This window comes from Sphingomonas sp. Leaf32 (genome assembly GCF_001421765.1).
Taxonomy (GTDB): Bacteria; Pseudomonadota; Alphaproteobacteria; order Sphingomonadales; family Sphingomonadaceae; genus Sphingomonas.
Window position 1 is genome coordinate 407,503 of the sequence record NZ_LMLA01000001.1, and the last position, 16,489, is coordinate 423,991.

At 67.0% G+C, this 16,489-nt stretch carries 17 protein-coding genes; 8 read left to right on the top strand and 9 right to left on the bottom strand.

What is annotated here, in order from left to right:
* Positions 1–142 precede the first annotated feature (142 nt).
* From ASE83_RS01920 to ASE83_RS01945, 6 genes are all read right to left on the bottom strand, one after another.
* Positions 143–499, bottom strand: a complete 357-nt coding sequence (locus ASE83_RS01920) for a MerR family transcriptional regulator (RefSeq protein ID WP_055786693.1) — start codon at positions 497–499, stop codon at positions 143–145.
* 10 nt (positions 500–509) lie between these two features.
* Positions 510–809, bottom strand: a complete 300-nt coding sequence (locus ASE83_RS01925; protein WP_055786690.1) for an integration host factor subunit alpha — start codon at positions 807–809, stop codon at positions 510–512.
* 73 nt (positions 810–882) lie between these two features.
* Entirely contained in the window at positions 883–1,854 is a 972-nt protein-coding gene (locus ASE83_RS01930) for a beta-ketoacyl-ACP synthase III (RefSeq protein ID WP_055786687.1), read from the bottom strand.
* Positions 1,851–2,882, bottom strand: a complete 1,032-nt coding sequence (gene plsX / locus ASE83_RS01935; protein WP_055786684.1) for a phosphate acyltransferase PlsX — start codon at positions 2,880–2,882, stop codon at positions 1,851–1,853. Before plsX ends, ASE83_RS01930 begins: the two co-directional genes overlap by 4 nt.
* Positions 2,883–2,909: 27 nt before the next feature.
* Entirely contained in the window at positions 2,910–3,089 is a 180-nt protein-coding gene (gene rpmF, locus ASE83_RS01940) for a 50S ribosomal protein L32 (protein WP_055757350.1), read from the bottom strand.
* Between the two features lie 323 nt (positions 3,090–3,412).
* Positions 3,413–4,072, bottom strand: a complete 660-nt coding sequence (locus tag ASE83_RS01945; RefSeq protein WP_055787694.1) for an MBL fold metallo-hydrolase — start codon at positions 4,070–4,072, stop codon at positions 3,413–3,415.
* 85 nt (positions 4,073–4,157) lie between these two features.
* Here ASE83_RS01945 and pabB point away from each other — a divergent pair, with 85 nt between their 5' ends.
* From pabB to msrA, 5 genes are all read left to right on the top strand, one after another.
* Positions 4,158–5,906, top strand: coding sequence for an aminodeoxychorismate synthase component I (gene pabB / locus ASE83_RS01950; protein ID WP_055786680.1), 1,749 nt, complete (start codon positions 4,158–4,160; stop codon positions 5,904–5,906).
* Positions 5,907–5,950: 44 nt separating this feature from the next.
* Positions 5,951–7,150, top strand: a complete 1,200-nt coding sequence (locus ASE83_RS01955) for a pyridoxal phosphate-dependent aminotransferase (protein WP_055786678.1) — start codon at positions 5,951–5,953, stop codon at positions 7,148–7,150.
* A 66-nt stretch (positions 7,151–7,216) separates the two neighbouring features.
* Entirely contained in the window at positions 7,217–8,398 is a 1,182-nt protein-coding gene (locus ASE83_RS01960; RefSeq protein ID WP_055786675.1) for a GGDEF domain-containing protein, read from the top strand.
* 150 nt (positions 8,399–8,548) lie between these two features.
* Positions 8,549–8,695 (top strand): hypothetical protein, encoded by a 147-nt coding sequence (locus tag ASE83_RS18325; RefSeq protein ID WP_156352589.1) that lies wholly within the window; start codon positions 8,549–8,551, stop codon positions 8,693–8,695.
* Positions 8,696–8,756: 61 nt separating this feature from the next.
* The gene (gene msrA, locus ASE83_RS01965) at positions 8,757–9,410 is read left to right on the top strand and encodes a peptide-methionine (S)-S-oxide reductase MsrA (protein ID WP_055786672.1); all 654 of its coding nucleotides are present in this window, start codon (positions 8,757–8,759) and stop codon (positions 9,408–9,410) included.
* Positions 9,411–9,596: 186 nt separating this feature from the next.
* On the opposite strand, the gene ASE83_RS01970 is transcribed toward msrA, so the two are convergent.
* Positions 9,597–9,995, bottom strand: coding sequence for a DUF1489 family protein (locus ASE83_RS01970; RefSeq protein WP_055786670.1), 399 nt, complete (start codon positions 9,993–9,995; stop codon positions 9,597–9,599).
* Between the two features lie 45 nt (positions 9,996–10,040).
* On the bottom strand, positions 10,041–11,432 hold the full coding sequence (gene mgtE, locus ASE83_RS01975) for a magnesium transporter (protein ID WP_055786667.1): 1,392 nt from the start codon (positions 11,430–11,432) through the stop codon (positions 10,041–10,043).
* A gap of 126 nt (positions 11,433–11,558) precedes the next feature.
* On the opposite strand from mgtE, the gene ASE83_RS01980 reads away from it, so the two are divergent.
* On the top strand, positions 11,559–12,020 hold the full coding sequence (locus ASE83_RS01980) for a peptidylprolyl isomerase (RefSeq protein WP_055786662.1): 462 nt from the start codon (positions 11,559–11,561) through the stop codon (positions 12,018–12,020).
* A gap of 177 nt (positions 12,021–12,197) precedes the next feature.
* Here ASE83_RS01980 and ASE83_RS01985 read toward each other — a convergent pair whose 3' ends face one another.
* Positions 12,198–13,085, bottom strand: coding sequence for a LysR substrate-binding domain-containing protein (locus tag ASE83_RS01985; RefSeq protein ID WP_055786659.1), 888 nt, complete (start codon positions 13,083–13,085; stop codon positions 12,198–12,200).
* Positions 13,086–13,363: 278 nt separating this feature from the next.
* On the opposite strand from ASE83_RS01985, the gene ASE83_RS01990 reads away from it, so the two are divergent.
* Both ASE83_RS01990 and ASE83_RS01995 read left to right on the top strand, forming a co-directional pair.
* Positions 13,364–15,652, top strand: a complete 2,289-nt coding sequence (locus ASE83_RS01990) for a CDC48 family AAA ATPase (protein ID WP_055786656.1) — start codon at positions 13,364–13,366, stop codon at positions 15,650–15,652.
* Between the two features lie 198 nt (positions 15,653–15,850).
* The gene (locus ASE83_RS01995) at positions 15,851–16,459 is read left to right on the top strand and encodes a class I SAM-dependent methyltransferase (RefSeq protein ID WP_055786653.1); all 609 of its coding nucleotides are present in this window, start codon (positions 15,851–15,853) and stop codon (positions 16,457–16,459) included.
* Positions 16,460–16,489: the final 30 nt, after the last annotated feature.

Genomic DNA, 16,489 nt, shown 5'->3' on the forward strand with positions numbered 1-16,489 from the left:
GTGCACCATGCCCCGCATGGTTCAGGATCGTCCGGGGGACGATCCGACATGATCCTTATCGAAGCACCGGGCAGTCCTTCGATACGCCGCTTCGACAAGCTCAGCGGCTACTCAGGACCAACGGAGTAAACAGGAAGATGGGCTATCGATCCGCCGCCAACGCGTCCGACAGCAGCGCGCGGATGGCGCGGAGTTCGGTGATGCGGGCGGCGCGGCGGGGGGCGGGTGCGACCGGCAGCGGGGCCTTCGCCTCCTGCGCCAGCAACTGCTGCACGCCGCGCACGGTATAGCCCTGTTCGCCGAGCAGGCCATGGATGCGGCGCAGCAGGGCGACATCCTCCGGCCGGTAATGGCGGCGATCGCCCGCGCGGGTCAGCGGACGGATTTGCGGGAAGCGCCCTTCCCAATAACGCAACCGGTGCTGCGGCACCCCCAGTTCGCGCGCAACCTCGCCGATCGAGCGATAGGCGCCGGCCGATTTGTCGACGGGGGGCGCCAATCCTGCCCGATCAGCTCGCCGCGACGATGCGGTCGCGCATCATCTGGCTGGCGCGGAAGGTCAGCACGCGGCGCGGCGCGATCGGCACTTCGATGCCGGTCTTGGGATTGCGGCCGACGCGTTCGCCCTTGTCGCGCAGGACGAAGCTGCCGAAGCCGGAAACCTTGACGTTCTCGCCGTTGGACAGCGCTTCGCACATCGCGCCCAGGATCTGTTCGACCACCCGGGCGGAATCGGCGCGCGACAGGCCGATTTCGCGGTGCATTTCTTCGGCGAGGTCCGCGCGGGTCAGCGTGCCATCGGATGCCATCGGTTCTTGTCCCCCTTCGAACTACACCGAACCGTTAGCACGGCGTATACGAAGATTCAAAAATACGAAAGGATTACCAACGCACTACGGCGGCGCCCCAGGTAAAGCCACCCCCCATCGCCTCCAGCACGACGATATCGCCGCGCTTGATCCGCCCGTCCTTGACCGCGACGTCGAGCGCCAGAGGCACCGAAGCGGCGGACGTGTTGGCGTGGCGATCGACCGTGACCACGACCTTTTCCGGTGCGAGGTTCAGCTTGCGCGCGGTCGCATCGAGGATGCGGGCATTCGCCTGATGCGGCACGACCCAGTCGACATCGGCCGGGGTGAGACCGGCAAGGTCGAGCGATTCGCCCATCACGGCGGCAAGGTTCACCACGGCGTGGCGGAACACTTCCTTGCCCTTCATCCGGAGCTTGCCGACGGTGCCGGTAGTCGACGGACCGCCATCGACATAGAGGAGCTGGTTATGGCGGCCATCGGCATGGAGCCGGGTCGACAGGATGCCGCGTGGGCGTTCGGCGGCTTCGTCGTCCTGCGCCTCCAGCACGATCGCCCCCGCCCCGTCGCCGAACAGGACGCAGGTCGTGCGATCCTCCCAGTCGAGGATGCGGCTGAAGGTTTCGGCGCCGATCACCAGTGCGCGGCGGTGGACCCCGGCGCGCAGCATCGAATCGGCGACCTGCACCGCGTAGAGAAAGCCCGAGCAGACCGCCGCCACGTCGAACGCGACGCAATCGTCGATGCCGAGCGCCGCCTGCACCTTGGTCGCGGTCGCGGGAAAGGTCTGGTCCGGGGTGGCGGTCGCCAGCACGATCAGGTCGATCTGCTTGGGTTCCAGCCCGGCGGCGACGATCGCGGCGCGCGCGGCATCGGTCGCGAGCGTCGAGGTCGTCTCATGCTCGGCAGCGATGTGGCGGAAGCGGATGCCGGTCCGCTCGACGATCCACTCGTCAGAGGTATCGACCCGCTCGGCTAGTTCGGCGTTGGACACGCGGTTGGCGGGCAACGCCGATCCGGTGCCGGTGACGACTGCGCGAATCATGCTGCCTGTGCCTCGATACCGGCCAGATCACTGGCGATGCTGCGGGTCAGGTCGTCGCGGACCATCTTCGCCGCGACCTGGATCGCGTTCGACACGCCGATCGCATTGGCGCTGCCATGGCTCTTCACCACCAGCCCGTTGAGGCCGAGGAAGACCGCGCCATTATGGTTGTTGGGGTCGAGATGATGGCGCAGCAGGTCGGTCGCCGGCTTCGAGATCAGGAACCCGATCTTGGAGCGGACCGACGAACGGAACGCCCGCTTGAGCAGGTCGCCGACGAAGCGCGCCGTGCCTTCGGCGGTCTTGAGCGCGATGTTACCCGAAAAACCGTCGCAGACGACAACATCGACCTGTCCGCGCGACAGGCGATCCCCCTCGATATAGCCGGTGAACGTCATCGGCAGATGGGACGACGCACGCAGCGTAGCCGCCGCCTCCCGCACGCTGTCGATGCCCTTCAGCTCCTCGGTGCCGATGTTCAGCAGCGCGACGCGGGGGCTTTCGAGGTCGAGCGCGGTGCGGGCATAGGCCGCCCCCATCACCGCGAACTGGACGAGGTTGCGCGCATCGCACTCGGCATTGGCGCCGAGGTCGAGCATGACGAGATCATTGTCGCCGAGGCTGGGCAGCAACGCCGCCAGCGCCGGCCGGTCGATCCCCGGCATGGTGCGCAGCGCGAGCTTCGCCATCGCCATCAGCGCGCCGGTATTGCCCGACGACACCGCGGCGGCGGCGCGCCCCTGCTTCACCAAGTTGATGGCAATGCCCATCGACGTGACCTTCGCCCGGCGAATCGCCTGGCTGGGCTTGTCCGAAGAGCCGACGACCTCAGGCGCGTGGACGATCTCCGACGCGGCACTGAGGTTGGGGTGCGATTCGAGACCGGCACGAATCGCCGTCTCGTCGCCGACCAGCAGGAAGCGCATCGATTCGTGGCGTCGCCGGGCATGGGCGACGCCAGCGAGCATGGTGGCAAGCCCTTCGTCACCGCCCATCGCGTCGATGGCGATCCAGGACCCGTCAGCCATGCGTGCTTTCCTGTCCGGTTGAGCGGATTACGCTTCGACCGAGACGACTTCGCGACCGTTATAGTGGCCGCAAGCGGTGCACAGGTTGTGCGGACGCTTCAGTTCGCCACAGTTCGGGCATTCCTGGAACGACTCGATGCTCAGCGAGTCGTGGCTGCGACGCATACCGCGCTTCGAGGGCGAGGTCTTTCTCTTGGGAACTGCCATTTCGGCACCTTTATCACTTGGGTATCAGTTGGTTTCGCTACCAACTGACGACGCGGCCCAGGCAAGTGCCGGACCGCTATTCCCGCGACCGGCGACCCGCCGGACCGGCAGACAGGCTGGTCGCGAAGCGAACCGCGCCTATAGCGTTTTCGTGCGCGGTTGCAAGCATTGGGTTCGATATGCTCACGCGGATGCGGCACCGCCCGAACCAGCCAGCGCCCGTCACCCCAGCGCAGACTGGGGTTTCCAGATGATAGCACGGGGCAGGAGCCGCAAGATACCCCAGCCTGCGCTGGGGTGACGTCCTTGGCGGTCGGGACTGGTTACCCGTCCAGAACCTTGTCCCCCACGAACGGATTCGTCGCGCGTTCATGGCCGAAGGTGCTGCCCGGACCATGGCCGGGCACGAAGGCGACGTCGTCGCCCAGCGGCCACAGCTTCGTCACGACCGATGTGAGCAGCGCCTGATGGTCCGACAGCGGAAAGTCGGTGCGGCCGACCGATCCCTGGAACAGCACGTCGCCGACCAGCGCGAATCGCGATTCCGCGTGGAAGAAGATCACATGGCCCGGCGTGTGGCCCGGCGTCTCGTACACCGCGAAGCTCGCCTCGCCCACGGTCACAACGTCGCCCTCGACCAGCCAGCGGTCCGGCTCGAACGGCACGCCGCGCAGGCCCCAGCGCTTGCCGTCCTCGTCCAGCCGCGCGATCCAGAACCGGTCCGCTTCGTGCGGCCCCTCGATCGGGACGCCCAGCTGGTCGGCCAGCGGCTTGGCCTCGCCGCAATGGTCGATATGGCCATGGGTCAGGATGATCTTTTCGATGGCCACCCCCTGCTGCTGCGCGGCGGCGAGCAGGCGCGGCAGGTCGCCGCCGGGGTCGACGAACGCGCCGCGCATCGTCTTCGTACACCAGAGCAGGGTGCAATTCTGCTGGAGCGGGGTCACCGGAATGATCGCCGCACGGATCGGGGATGGGGTCATGCTCCGCGCCATATCGCTTAATGCGGCGTACACAAAGGCGTCACGATGCTTGCCCCGCGCGCGCGCAACCGGCAAGCGTGGGCGGATGTTCGACACGACCCGGCCCTTCGTGCTGTTCGACGATGCCCGGCCGGGCGGAACCGCACGGCTGTACCGTGCACCGACACGCCTGATCCGCGCCGATCGCGTCGAGGATGTGGCCGATGCGCTGGCAGCGTTGCGGACCGCGACGGCGAGAGGCGAGAGTGTCGCCGGCTATCTGACCTATGAGGCCGGGGCGGCGCTGGTGCCCGGAGCGCCAGTGCGCGCCGGCGACGGACCGCTGCTGTGGTTCGGGGTGTTCGACCGGGCCGAAACCGTGGATGTCGCCGCCGCGCTGCCCGATCCGGCCGGGGCCTGGATCGGACCGGTCGAGCCGGACATCGCCGCGCCGGACCATGCCGGGCGTTGTGCCCGCATTCTCGAGCTGATCGCGGCGGGCGACATCTATCAGGCGAACCTGACCTTCGGCGCGACCGCCCCGGTCGTCGGCGATCCGCTGGCGCTCTATGCCGCGATCCGGCCGCGCGCCGCCGCCGGGCACGGTGCGGTGGTGTGGACCGGTAGTGACTGGCTGCTGTCCTTTTCGCCCGAGCTGTTCTTCGCGGTCGAGGGCGGGCGGATCACCGCGCGGCCGATGAAAGGCACCGCGACGCGCGATCCCGATCCGGCACGCGACCGGGCCGCCGCCGATGCGCTGGCGAACGATCCGAAGCAGCGCGCCGAAAACCTGATGATCGTCGACCTGATGCGCAACGACCTGTCGCGCGTGGCCAGGCCGGGCAGCGTTCGGGTGCCCGAGCGATTCGTGGTCGAAACCTATCCCAGCATCCATCAGATGATCTCGTCGGTGACCGCCGAGCTGTTGCCGGACACGGGCGCGGTCGATGCGCTGGCGGCGCTGTTCCCGTGCGGATCGATCACCGGCGCGCCCAAGCGGCGGGCGATGCAGGCGATCGATGCGGTCGAAGAACGGGCGCGCGGCATCTATACCGGGGCGATCGGCTGGATCGACGGCGCGGGCGATGCGTCGTTCAACGTCGCGATCCGCACGCTGCACCTGCCCGCCAGCGCGGCACAAGCGACGCTGGGGCTGGGATCGGGGATCGTCGCCGATTCGATGGCCGGGGCCGAATGGCACGAATGCCTGGCGAAAGCGCGCTTCCTCGACATCGCGCCGCCGCGGTTCGACCTGATCGAAACCATGGCGTTCGATCCGCATACCGGCCTGCCGCTGCTGGAGCGGCATCTGGCGCGGATTACCGCCAGTGCGCGCGCGCTGGGCTTCGCGTTCGACCGGCACGCGACGCGCAACGAATTGCAGGCGGCGACCTTTCGCCTGCGCATCCCCTCGCGCGTGCGGCTACTGCTGTCGCGCAGCGGCGCGATCGCGGTCGATGTCACGCCGCTGCCCGTCGCCATCGCCGGGCCGGTCGATGTCGCGGTCGCCCCCCTGCCGCTCGATGCCCGCGACCTGCGCCTAGCGCACAAGACCAGCGACCGCCGCTTCTGGCCCGCACCGCCGCCCGGCTGCTTCGAAACGATCTTCGTGGGTGCGGACGGCGAACTGACCGAAGGCAGCTTCACCTCGATCTTCGTCGGCGGCGGCGCGCAGTTGCTGACCCCGCCGCTCGACCGGGGACTGTTGCCGGGCGTGCTGCGCGCCGAGTTGATCGCGCGGGGCGAGGCGGTCGAAATGCCGTTGACCCCGGCCGATCTCGCGCAAGGATTTTACATCGGCAACGCGGTTCGCGGATTGATTCGTGCGCGATTGGTTGCGGAACCGGACCGGTAGGGCTAGAGGCCCGCCATCTGTTCCTTCCCAGCATCGGACGTCCCATGAAGCCCTCCGCCGCGCTCGACCGCATCAATCCGTCGCCGACCCTCGCCATCACGTCGAAGGTCCTCGAACTGAAGCGGCAGGGCGTCGACGTCATCGGCCTGGGCGCGGGCGAACCCGATTTCGATACGCCCGATTTCGTCAAGGAAGCGGCGATCGAGGCGATTCGCGCGGGCAAGACGAAATACACCAACGTCGACGGCACCGCCGAACTGAAGGACGCGATCGCCGCCAAGTTCAAGCGCGACAACGGCCTGACCTATGCCGCGAACCAGATCTGCGTGAACGTCGGGGGCAAGCACACGCTGTTCAACGCGCTGGTGGCGACGGTCGATGCCGGCGACGAGGTGATCGTGCCCGCGCCCTATTGGGTCAGCTACCCCGACGTCGTGCAGTTCGCCGGCGGCACCCCGGTGTTCATCGCCGCCGGTGCCGCGCAAAACTACAAGATCACCCCCGAACAGCTTGACGCCGCGATCACCGAGCGGACCAAGTGGGTCATCCTCAATTCGCCGTCGAACCCGACCGGCGCGGGCTATACCCGCGCCGAGCTGCGCGAACTGGGCAAGGTGCTGGAACGGCATCCGCATGTCTGGATCTTTGCCGACGATATGTACGAACACATCGTCTATCCGGGCTTCGAATTCGCGACGATCGCCGAGGTGAACCCGACGCTGTACGACCGCACGCTGACCGTGAACGGCTGTTCGAAGGCCTATGCGATGACCGGCTGGCGGATCGGCTATGCCGGCGGCGCGGCGTGGCTCATCAAGGCGATGGCCAAGCTCCAGTCGCAATCGACCAGCAATCCGTGCTCGATCGCGCAGGCTGCCGCCGTCGCCGCGCTGAACGGCGACCAGTCGTTCCTGGCGGAGCGCAACGCCGCGTTCCAGCGTCGCCGCGACCTGGTCGTCGCCGAACTGAATGCCATCGACGGCGTGACCTGCCCCACGCCCGAAGGCGCCTTCTACGTCTATCCGGACATTTCCGGGTTGATCGGCAAGGCGACCCCGGCGGGCAAGCGGATCGACACCGACGAGGATTATGTCGGCTATCTGCTGGAGGACGCCCGCGTGGCGGCGGTGCAGGGCGCGGCGTTCGGCCTCTCCCCCGCGATGCGGATCAGCTATGCCACGTCGGACGAATTACTGCGCGAGGCGTGCGTACGCATCCGTACCGCAAGTGACGCGCTGAAGTAATTCTGCAAGCGAAACGGAGTATTAGGGGCTGTTCCATATCGTGACGCCAGTTGCGTTAGGGATTTCATGCTGCTCGATATTTCTACCCTGTACGTCATGGTTGCGCTGTGTTCGATCGTTGCGGGGATCGTGCACCTGACGGCGGCTGCGGGGGGACGATTCGATTCGTGGGCGAACTGGTGGGGATGCGGGCACCTGCTGCTGGGCATCAGCGCGATCGTGCCGCTGCTGCGCGTCCTGCACATTCCGGGACTGCTGCCGGTCGGCAATGCGATCGCGGCGATCAGCTATGGCGTGATCTATATCGGGATGCGGCGCTTCGCTGACCCCGCCGCACCGGTGCGGCCCTGGATCGCGCTCGCCGGCATCGTGGCGCTGCCGCTCGTCTTCTCGTCCGATCCCGCCGCCATGGGGCAGCGGATCGCCTATCTGAACGTCATCCGCTCGCTGTTCGACATGGCGACGGTGGTGCTGGCGATCCGCATCGCCCGGCAGGATGCGCTGCGCACCGGATGGATCGTGGCGGTCATGTTCACGATGACCGTGCCGATGTTCCTTGGTCGCGCATGGTTCGCCCTCACCGGGCAATTGGGATCGGAACCGACCGGGATGCATGGCGGCCCTGCCGCGTGGATGGCGGCGGCGGCGATCGCCTTCATCATGTTCCGCGGCTTTTCGCTGCTGACGATGGATGCCGAGCGATGCGAGCAGCAGCTGGCGATGCTGGCCGAACGCGACGGGCTGACCGGAGCGGGCAATCGTATCGCCTTCGACCGGGCACGCGCGGGCTGGCGGGGCGAGGGTGCGGTGCTGATGATCGACCTGAACCGATTCAAGGCGCTGAACGATCGCCATGGTCACGCCGCGGGCGACGCCGCGCTCCGGATCGCGACTCGTGCGGCGGTCGGCGCCATTCCCATGTCGGGTCGGGTGTTCCGCTGGGGCGGTGACGAGTTCGTCTGCGTCCTGCCCGGCGTCGACGGCATGGCGGCACAGGGCATCGCGGAAGCGATCGCGACCCGCTTTACCCAGGGTACCGCCGCCCTGCTCGGCCCGAACGAGACGGCGGACCTCAGCGTCGGCTGGACCACCGGGTCGTTCGCGATGCTCGACACGCTGATCGTGCAGGCCGACGACCATATGTATGCCCACAAGCGCGGCGACTGGCGACCCGCGTCGTTTTCGCAACGCAGCGTTGCCGAACCATCACCCCCCGGCCCCTTGATTTCGCAGTCGCAACATGGTTGAGGCTGTGCGCAACATGAACGGGCGCGCCAGCGCCGGTTCAGCCCCGCAACCTATATCTTGCACCGTAGAACGGGCGGTCCTCTGCTTTTGCGGGGTCCGCCCGATGCCGCGAACCATCCGGGCGAGCGGCCGGGCAAGAGGACGAGACAGATGACAGCCAAGCGCACCGGTTTCCTTCGCCATTTCCTCAGCGGTTTCGCGCTGGGTGCCGCCGCGCTGGTCGCGGTGCAGGTGGCGGATCGCAGCGATGCGAAGTCGGTCCATTCCGCACCGGCGGTCGTCGAACGCATCGGCTGATCTGGCGGTGCGCCATCGCGCACCCCATCTCGGTTCTCGGCATCCCCCGAGGAACCTTCCCATGAAAGTCCTGCTGCCCGTCGCCATCGCCGTCATCGGCGTGGCTGCCCTGTCGATCCCCCCGGCTACCGCCGAGCGCGCAGTGCCGATCCCGACCGTCGCCAGTGACGTGCCCCCCACCCCCGGCCTTGCCACCGCCGTCTTGGCCGGCGGCTGTTTCTGGGGCATGGAAGCGGTGTTCGAGCGGGTGAAGGGCGTGAAGTCGGTCGTCAGCGGATATGCCGGCGGCACGCGCCAGAGCGCGACCTACGACCAGGTATCGACCGAACGTACCGGCCATGCCGAGGCGATCCGCATCACCTACGACCCGCGCGTCGTCAGCTATGGCACGCTGTTGCGGGTCTATTTCTCGGTGGCGCACGATCCGACGCAGGTCGATGGACAATATCCCGATTCGGGGCCGAGCTATCGCTCCGCCATCTTCCCGCAGACCCCGTCGCAGGCTTTGACCGCGCGGCGCTATATCGTGCAGCTCACCCGGGCGAAGGCGTTTCCCAAGCCGATCGCGACCAGGGTCGAGACCGGCGCCTTCTATCCGGCAGAGGGCTATCATCAGGACTTCGCCCGTCGGAACCCGTCGCATCCCTATATCGTGCGGTGGGACAAACCGAAGGTCGCGGCGGCAAAGGCGGCGTATCCGGGGTTGGTCGTTTAGCAGAAGAAGAGTCGTTTTCACGCGGAGGCGCGGAGGGGGTGCGGCTTCCCTGCCGTTCCGCATCAGCGGAACCGTCATCCTTGCGGCCATGCGCCGAGACGGTAGATTGCTGCGCGATCAGGCGGCGGCAAACGCAACCTCCTCGGCGTCTCCGCGCCTTCGCGTGAAACCGACCTTACTTCCTGCCTACAGCAACCCAAGGGCCATCAGTTCGCCGATCAGGCGCGGCGGCAGTGCGTCCGTATCCGTACCCTCCCCGCCCAGATCGGCCGGCGCATCGGCATCCTCCAGATAGCGCCAGCCCTGATGCGCGCGCTTGGGCCGCCCCTCGACCAGCACCAGCTTCGGCCCGAGATGGATCGCGACGCGTCCCCCCTCCGCCTCGCCGAAGCCGAGGATCGGCGAGCGGGCGACCAGCCGGTGCTTGAGAATCCAGAACAGCGACCCGCCCTCGATCTCGCCCACGCGTTTCGGCAGGTAGCGGGTGGTCAGGAACCCGCCCTCGGCGTGGCGCGTGGCCAGCCGTTCGGCGAGTTGTTCGACCGATTCGATGGCGAAGGCGACTTTGGTGAGATGCAGCGGCACGTCCCCCAGATGGGAAGCGCCCGCGCCAGCCTCAACCCGCCAATCTCAACCGGTAAGCCCGCTGACGGTCGCCAGGCCCAGAAAGACGAGGAACCCCATCGAATCGGTGGTCATCGTCACGAAGATCGACGAGGCGACCGCCGGGTCGGCGTTGAACCGGTCGAGCGTCAGCGGCACGAACACCCCGGCGAATCCGGCGATGACGACGTTGAGCAGCATCGCCGTGCCGATGACCGCGCCCAGCTGCGGATTGCCGAACCACAACGTCACGCCGGTCCCGATCAGCGCGGCGACGGTCGCGCCGTTCATCAGCGCGATGATCATCTCGCGCCGGATCGCGCGGACGGTGTTCGACTGGGTGAGCTGATTGGTCGCCAGCGCGCGGACGGTCACCGCCATCGTCTGCGTGCCCGCATTGCCGCCAAGGCCGGCGACGATCGGCATCAGCGCGGCCAGCGTCACCATCCGGTCGATCGTCGCCCCGAACGACCCGATGATCGTCGCGGGCAGCAGCGCGGTGATGAGGTTGGTGATGAGCCAGCGCACCCGCGCCTTGTACGAATCGCGGATCGGTTCGTTGATGTCGCCTTCGCCGGCCCCCGACAGCAGCAGCGCGTCCTCGCCCGCTTCCGCCTGGATGATGTGGACCACGTCGTCGACGGTAATCATGCCGACCAGCCGCCCGCCGCCATCGACCACGGCGGCCGAGATCAGCGCGTATTTCTGGAAACGCAGCGCCACCTCTTCCTGGTCCATGTCGACCGGGATCAGCGTCTGTTCGCGCGCCATCACGTCCGCGATCGCCACCGAGCGCGGCGTGCGCAATATCCATGACAGCTGGCAGGTGCCGACCGGCTTGTGCGCCGGATCGACCACGAAGATTTCCCAGAAATCGGTCGTCAGCACCTCGTCGGCGCGCAGATAGTCGAGCGCATCGCCGACGGTCCAATGCTCCGGCACCGCGACCAGCTCGCGCTGCATCAGGCGGCCGGCTGATTCCTCCGGGTAGGACAGCGCCTCTTCGATCGCGGCGCGATCGTCGGGATCGAGCGCGCGCAACACCGCACGCTGCTCGGCATCGTCGAGATCCTCGATGATCGCGACCGCGTCGTCGGTGTCGAGCTGGGCCGCCAGATCGGCGACCTGGGTCGCGGTCAACGCCTCGATCACCGCGTCGCGGACCCAGTCGTTCATCTCCGCCAGCACGTCACCGTTCAGCCGTTCGGCGATGGCGGCGGCCAGCGCCGCGCGCTGTTCGCCGGGCACCAGCTCGAACAGGTCGGCAAGATCGGCGGGGTGGAGCGGTTCGACCAGCTCGCGCGCGGCCTCGTCGTCGCCGCGGTCGACCGCTTCGCACACGGCCCGGACGAATTCGGGCTTCAGCCGGTCGTCCTCGTCCAGTTCGCTCGTCGTGTCGGGAAGGTCGAGTTCGGTCATGGTCGCAACCCTCCTGCCGTGCGGTTTCGCCCGCTGTAGCCATGCTGCACCGCCGTGCCAACGCCTGTGCGGTTGTCCTTGGCCGTCCGAACCCCTAGCTAGTCCCCGACTTTCAAGGAGCTTTCAATGGCCGATACCCCCAGCACGCTCGTGATGACGCTCGATACCGGCGAAGTCCGCATCAAGCTGCGCCCCGACCTTGCCCCCAACCACGTCGCCCAGATCGTCAAGCTGGCCGATTCGGGCTTTTACGACGGCGTGCCGTTCCACCGCGTGATCGACGGCTTCATGGCGCAGGGCGGTGACGGCGGTCGTCGCGACGGCACCGGCGGGTCGAAGGAACCGAACCTCCGCCAAGAATTCAACGCCGAACCGCACGTTCGTGGCGTGTGCTCGATGGCGCGGACGCAGGACCCGAACTCGGCCAACAGCCAGTTCTTCATCTGCCTCGACGATGCGACCTTCCTCGACAAGCAGTACACGGTGTGGGGCGTGGTCGAGAGCGGCATGGACGCCGTCGACGCGCTGCCCAAGGGCGAGCCGCCGCGCAACCCCGGCAAGATCGTGACCGCGCGCTCGGAAGCGTAAGGCAACCGCATCACCCCCTCATCCGTCATCCCGGCGCAGGCCGGGATCCATGGATGGGGGGACGGCTGCGATCCATCGACAGCGCCCGACACAATGGATTCCGGCCTTCGCCGGAATGACGGGGTTTGCAGTCAGATGCAGTTGCCATTCCGACCCGGAAGGACGGAGCGGCGCCCCCTACTCCGCCGGCGCGTTCAGCGCGGTGACCAGCCAGTCGTGGAACAGCTTCACCGGCCGCTGCTGCAACAGGCGCGGGCGGCACACGAACCAGTGGCTGTAGGTCGAATCGACCGCCATATCGAACAGCGGCACCAGCCGGTCGTCGCGCGCGGTTTCGAAATGCGATTCCAGCATGAAGGCGACACCCAGCCCCTGCGCCGCCGCCTCCAGCATCAGCGTCCCCGAATCGAAGCGGTCGATCGCGGCAGGCTCGAGGTCGGGCAACCCTGCGGCGTGCATCCAGTCGGCGAAAGTATCGGGCATGTCGCGGTGGATCAGCGCGGTGTGCTGCGCCAGCTGCGACGGATCGGTGATCGGCGTGCGGTCGATCAGCGCCCGCCCGGCGATCGCATAGACCCGGTTGCGATCGAGCCGCCGCGCATAGAGCGCCGGATCGATCGCATGGTCCAGCACGATCGCGACGTCGATCCCTTCCCCCAGCCGACCCAGCCCATGATGCGCGGTATCGAAATCGAGGTGCAGTTCGGGATGCTGGTCGTGCAGGTCGCCCATGCGCGGCATCAGCCGCTGGATCGCGAACAGCGGCAGCACGCCCAACCGCAGCCGCAGCACCTCCACCGCCCCCGACATCTGTTCGACCGCGTCCGACAGCGTGTCGAGCGCGCCGGACAACAGCGCGAGCAGCCGTTCGCCATCGTCGTTCAGCCGCAGCGCCTGATGCCGCCGTTCGAACAGCGGCTTGCCGATGAAGCGTTCGAGCGCCTGGACCCGGCGGCTCAGCGCGGGCGACGACAGCGCCAGTTCGTCGGCGGCGAGCTTGACCGAACCGAGCCGTGCGACGTGCACGAACGCTTCGATCGCGGTGAGAGGTGGCAGGCGGCGCATCCGATACCCTAACTTGGTTGCGGTGCGGTACACGCTGCACCCCGATTGTCCGGCGTGCAACCATACTCCGGGATTAGGTTGCATTTTATGCAACATGAATTGATTTGTTCGCACTTGCACAAAATCGCGCTGCGCCGCACATAGGGGGTGCCTTTCAGGCATCCTCTCCTAAAAACTTTCCGGCCGGTCGTTTCGATCGGCCTTTTTTTTCGCCTTGTTGCCGGCAACCCACCGCCCATATCCGCCGTTCCTTGTGCGTTGAGGCAGGACGGAAGTTGATGGCGGACAGCGAAACAGGCGGACGGCGGTTGCAGGTGGCGAATGCCCGGCCCGAGGATAGCGGGCGCGGGATCGCCCATCTCCCCCGGTCGGTGATGGCGCTGCTGGGCATCAACGAGGGCGATATCGTCGAGATCATCGGCAAGAAGACGACGCCGGCGCGCGCCATCGCCCCCTATCCCGAGGATGAGGGCCTCGACATCGTCCGCATCGACGGGTTGCAGCGCGCCAATGCCGGTGTCGGGTCGGGCGATCAGGTCGAGGTGCGCAAGGCCGAATCGCGTCCCGCAACCCGCGTCGTCTTCGCACCCGCGCAACAGAATCTGCGGCTGCAGGGATCAGCCAACGCGCTCAAGCGCACCTTCTTCGGGCGCCCCTTGTGCCAGGGCGACATCGTCGCGACCACCGGGCACCAGCGCGTCGACAATCTGTCGCCCAATGTCCGCCGCTATGTGAACGCCCCGGCCTTTTCGTTGCAGGAAATCCGCCTCGCCGTCGTTTCGGCGACGCCCAAGGGCGTCGTGCATATCGACGAATCGACCGAGATCGAACTGCGCCCCGAATATGAGGAGCCGCGCGAGACGCGCCGCGCCGACGTCACCTATGACGACATCGGCGGCATGGGCCAGACCATCGACCAGTTGCGTGAGATGGTCGAACTGCCGCTACGCTATCCCGAACTGTTCCAGCGCCTCGGCGTCGATCCGCCCAAGGGCGTGCTGTTGCATGGGCCGCCCGGCACCGGCAAGACCCGCCTAGCCCGCGCGGTCGCGAACGAATCGGATGCGGAGTTCTTTCTCATCAACGGTCCCGAGATCATGGGATCGGCCTATGGCGAGTCGGAAAAGCGCCTGCGCGAGGTGTTCGAGGAAGCGACCAAGGCATCCCCGTCGATCGTCTTCATCGACGAGATCGATTCGATCGCGCCCAAGCGCGGGCAGGTATCGGGCGAGGCGGAAAAGCGGCTGGTCGCGCAGTTGCTGACGCTGATGGACGGGCTGGAATCGCGCGCCAACATCGTCGTCATCGCAGCGACCAACCGACCCGAGGCGATCGACGAGGCGCTGCGTCGGCCCGGCCGCTTCGACCGCGAGATCGTGGTCGGCGTGCCGGACGAACGCGGACGGCGCGAGATCCTCGGCATCCACACCCGTGGTATGCCGCTCGACGACAATGTCGATCTGGGTGAGTTGTCGCGCACCACCTATGGTTTTGTCGGCGCGGATCTGGCGGCGCTGACGCGGGAGGCAGCGATCGATTCGGTGCGGCGGATCATGCCGCGCATCGACCTGTCCGCCGGGACCATCCCGCAGGACGTGCTCGACAGCCTGTCGGTGACCCGCGACGATTTCGTCGAGGCGCTGAAGCGCGTGCAGCCAAGCGCCATGCGCGAAGTGATGGTGCAGGCCCCGACCGTCCGCTGGGACGATGTCGGTGGGCTGGACGATGCGCAGATGCGGCTGAAGGAAGGCGTAGAGCTGCCGCTCAAAAGCCCCGAATCCTTCCGCCGCCTCGGCATCCGCCCGGCCAAGGGCTTCCTGCTCTATGGCCCGCCCGGCACCGGCAAGACGTTGCTGGCCAAGGCGGTCGCGCGCGAGGCGGAGGCGAACTTCATCGCCACCAAGTCGAGCGACCTGCTGTCCAAATGGTATGGCGAGAGCGAGCAGCAGATCGCGCGGCTGTTCGCGCGTGCGCGACAGGTTGCACCGACCGTCATCTTCATCGACGAACTCGATTCGCTGGTCCCTGCGCGCGGTGGGGGTCTCGGCGAACCGCAAGTCACCGAGCGGGTGGTCAACACCATCCTCGCCGAGATGGACGGGCTGGAGGAGTTGCAATCGGTCGTGGTGATCGGGGCGACCAACCGCCCGAACATGGTCGATCCGGCACTGTTGCGGCCGGGGCGGTTCGACGAGCTGATCTATGTCGGCGTGCCCGATCAGGCGGGGCGCGCGCGTATTCTGGGTATCCAGACACAGAAGATGCCGCTGGCCGCCGATGTCGACCTGGACGCCGTCGCCACGCGGACCGATCGCTTCACCGGGGCCGATCTGGAGGATGTCGTGCGCCGTGCCGGCCTGTTCGCGCTGCGCGCCTCGCTCGACACCCGCGAGGTGACCATGGCCCATTTCGAGGCGGCACTGCTGGAGTCGCGCGCATCGGTGACGGCGGAAATGGAGGAGGAATATCGCGCCATGTCCGCCCGGCTGAAACAGGATGCGGTCGCGATCCAGCCGATCGGCTTCATCGCCCCCGGCATGGTCGAAGGGCGTGGGCCGAAGGGGTAGCGCCAATCGACATTCGTGCTTCTTTCGTCACCCCGGACTTGTTCCGGGGCGACGATAAGGGGGCAGCCGGGAAACGGCCGCGGCCATGTGCACCGTGTACATGCGACGGGTCGCGCAACTGTTCAGCTTGCAAGTTCGTTGCGCTTTTGCGACGACGCCCTGACCATGGCCTGATGCGCCATCCGTTCGAGGATTTGCATGACGACGAGTTCAAACGCCGCGACCCGACGGAAGCCGCGCGGCGTACCATCGCCAGCCGGCATTTTCCTGCGCGGGTTCGTGAAGCATCCGGTGATGGTCGGATCGGTCATCCCGTCGTCGAACAAGCTGATCCGCAAGATGCTGGGCCCGATCGACTGGGCCAATGCGAAGGTCGTGGTGGAATATGGCCCGGGCGTCGGCACCTTTTGCCGCCCGATCCTGCAGCGCCTCGCGCCCGATGCGCAGCTGATCGTGATCGATACCAATCCCGATTTCATCGACTATCTGAACGCGACGATCCTCGATTCGCGGTTCTCGGCGGTGCACGGGTCGGCGGCGGACGTCGAACGGATCGTGGCGGATCATGGCCATGCCCATGCCGATTACGTCCTGTCTGGCCTGCCCTTCTCCACGCTGCCGCCGGGCATCGGTGACCGTATCGCCGCCGCGACGCAGGCGGTGTTGCGGCCGGGCGGCGCGTTCCTCGTCTACCAGTTCAACCCGCGTGTCCGCGACTTCCTCGACCGACAATTCGCGCGGATCGACCATGACATGGAATGGTGGAATGTCCCCCCCGCCCAATTGTGGTGGGCGTGGAAGGATTGATCGGGTAGCATATCGGCTTTCCGCGCGTTG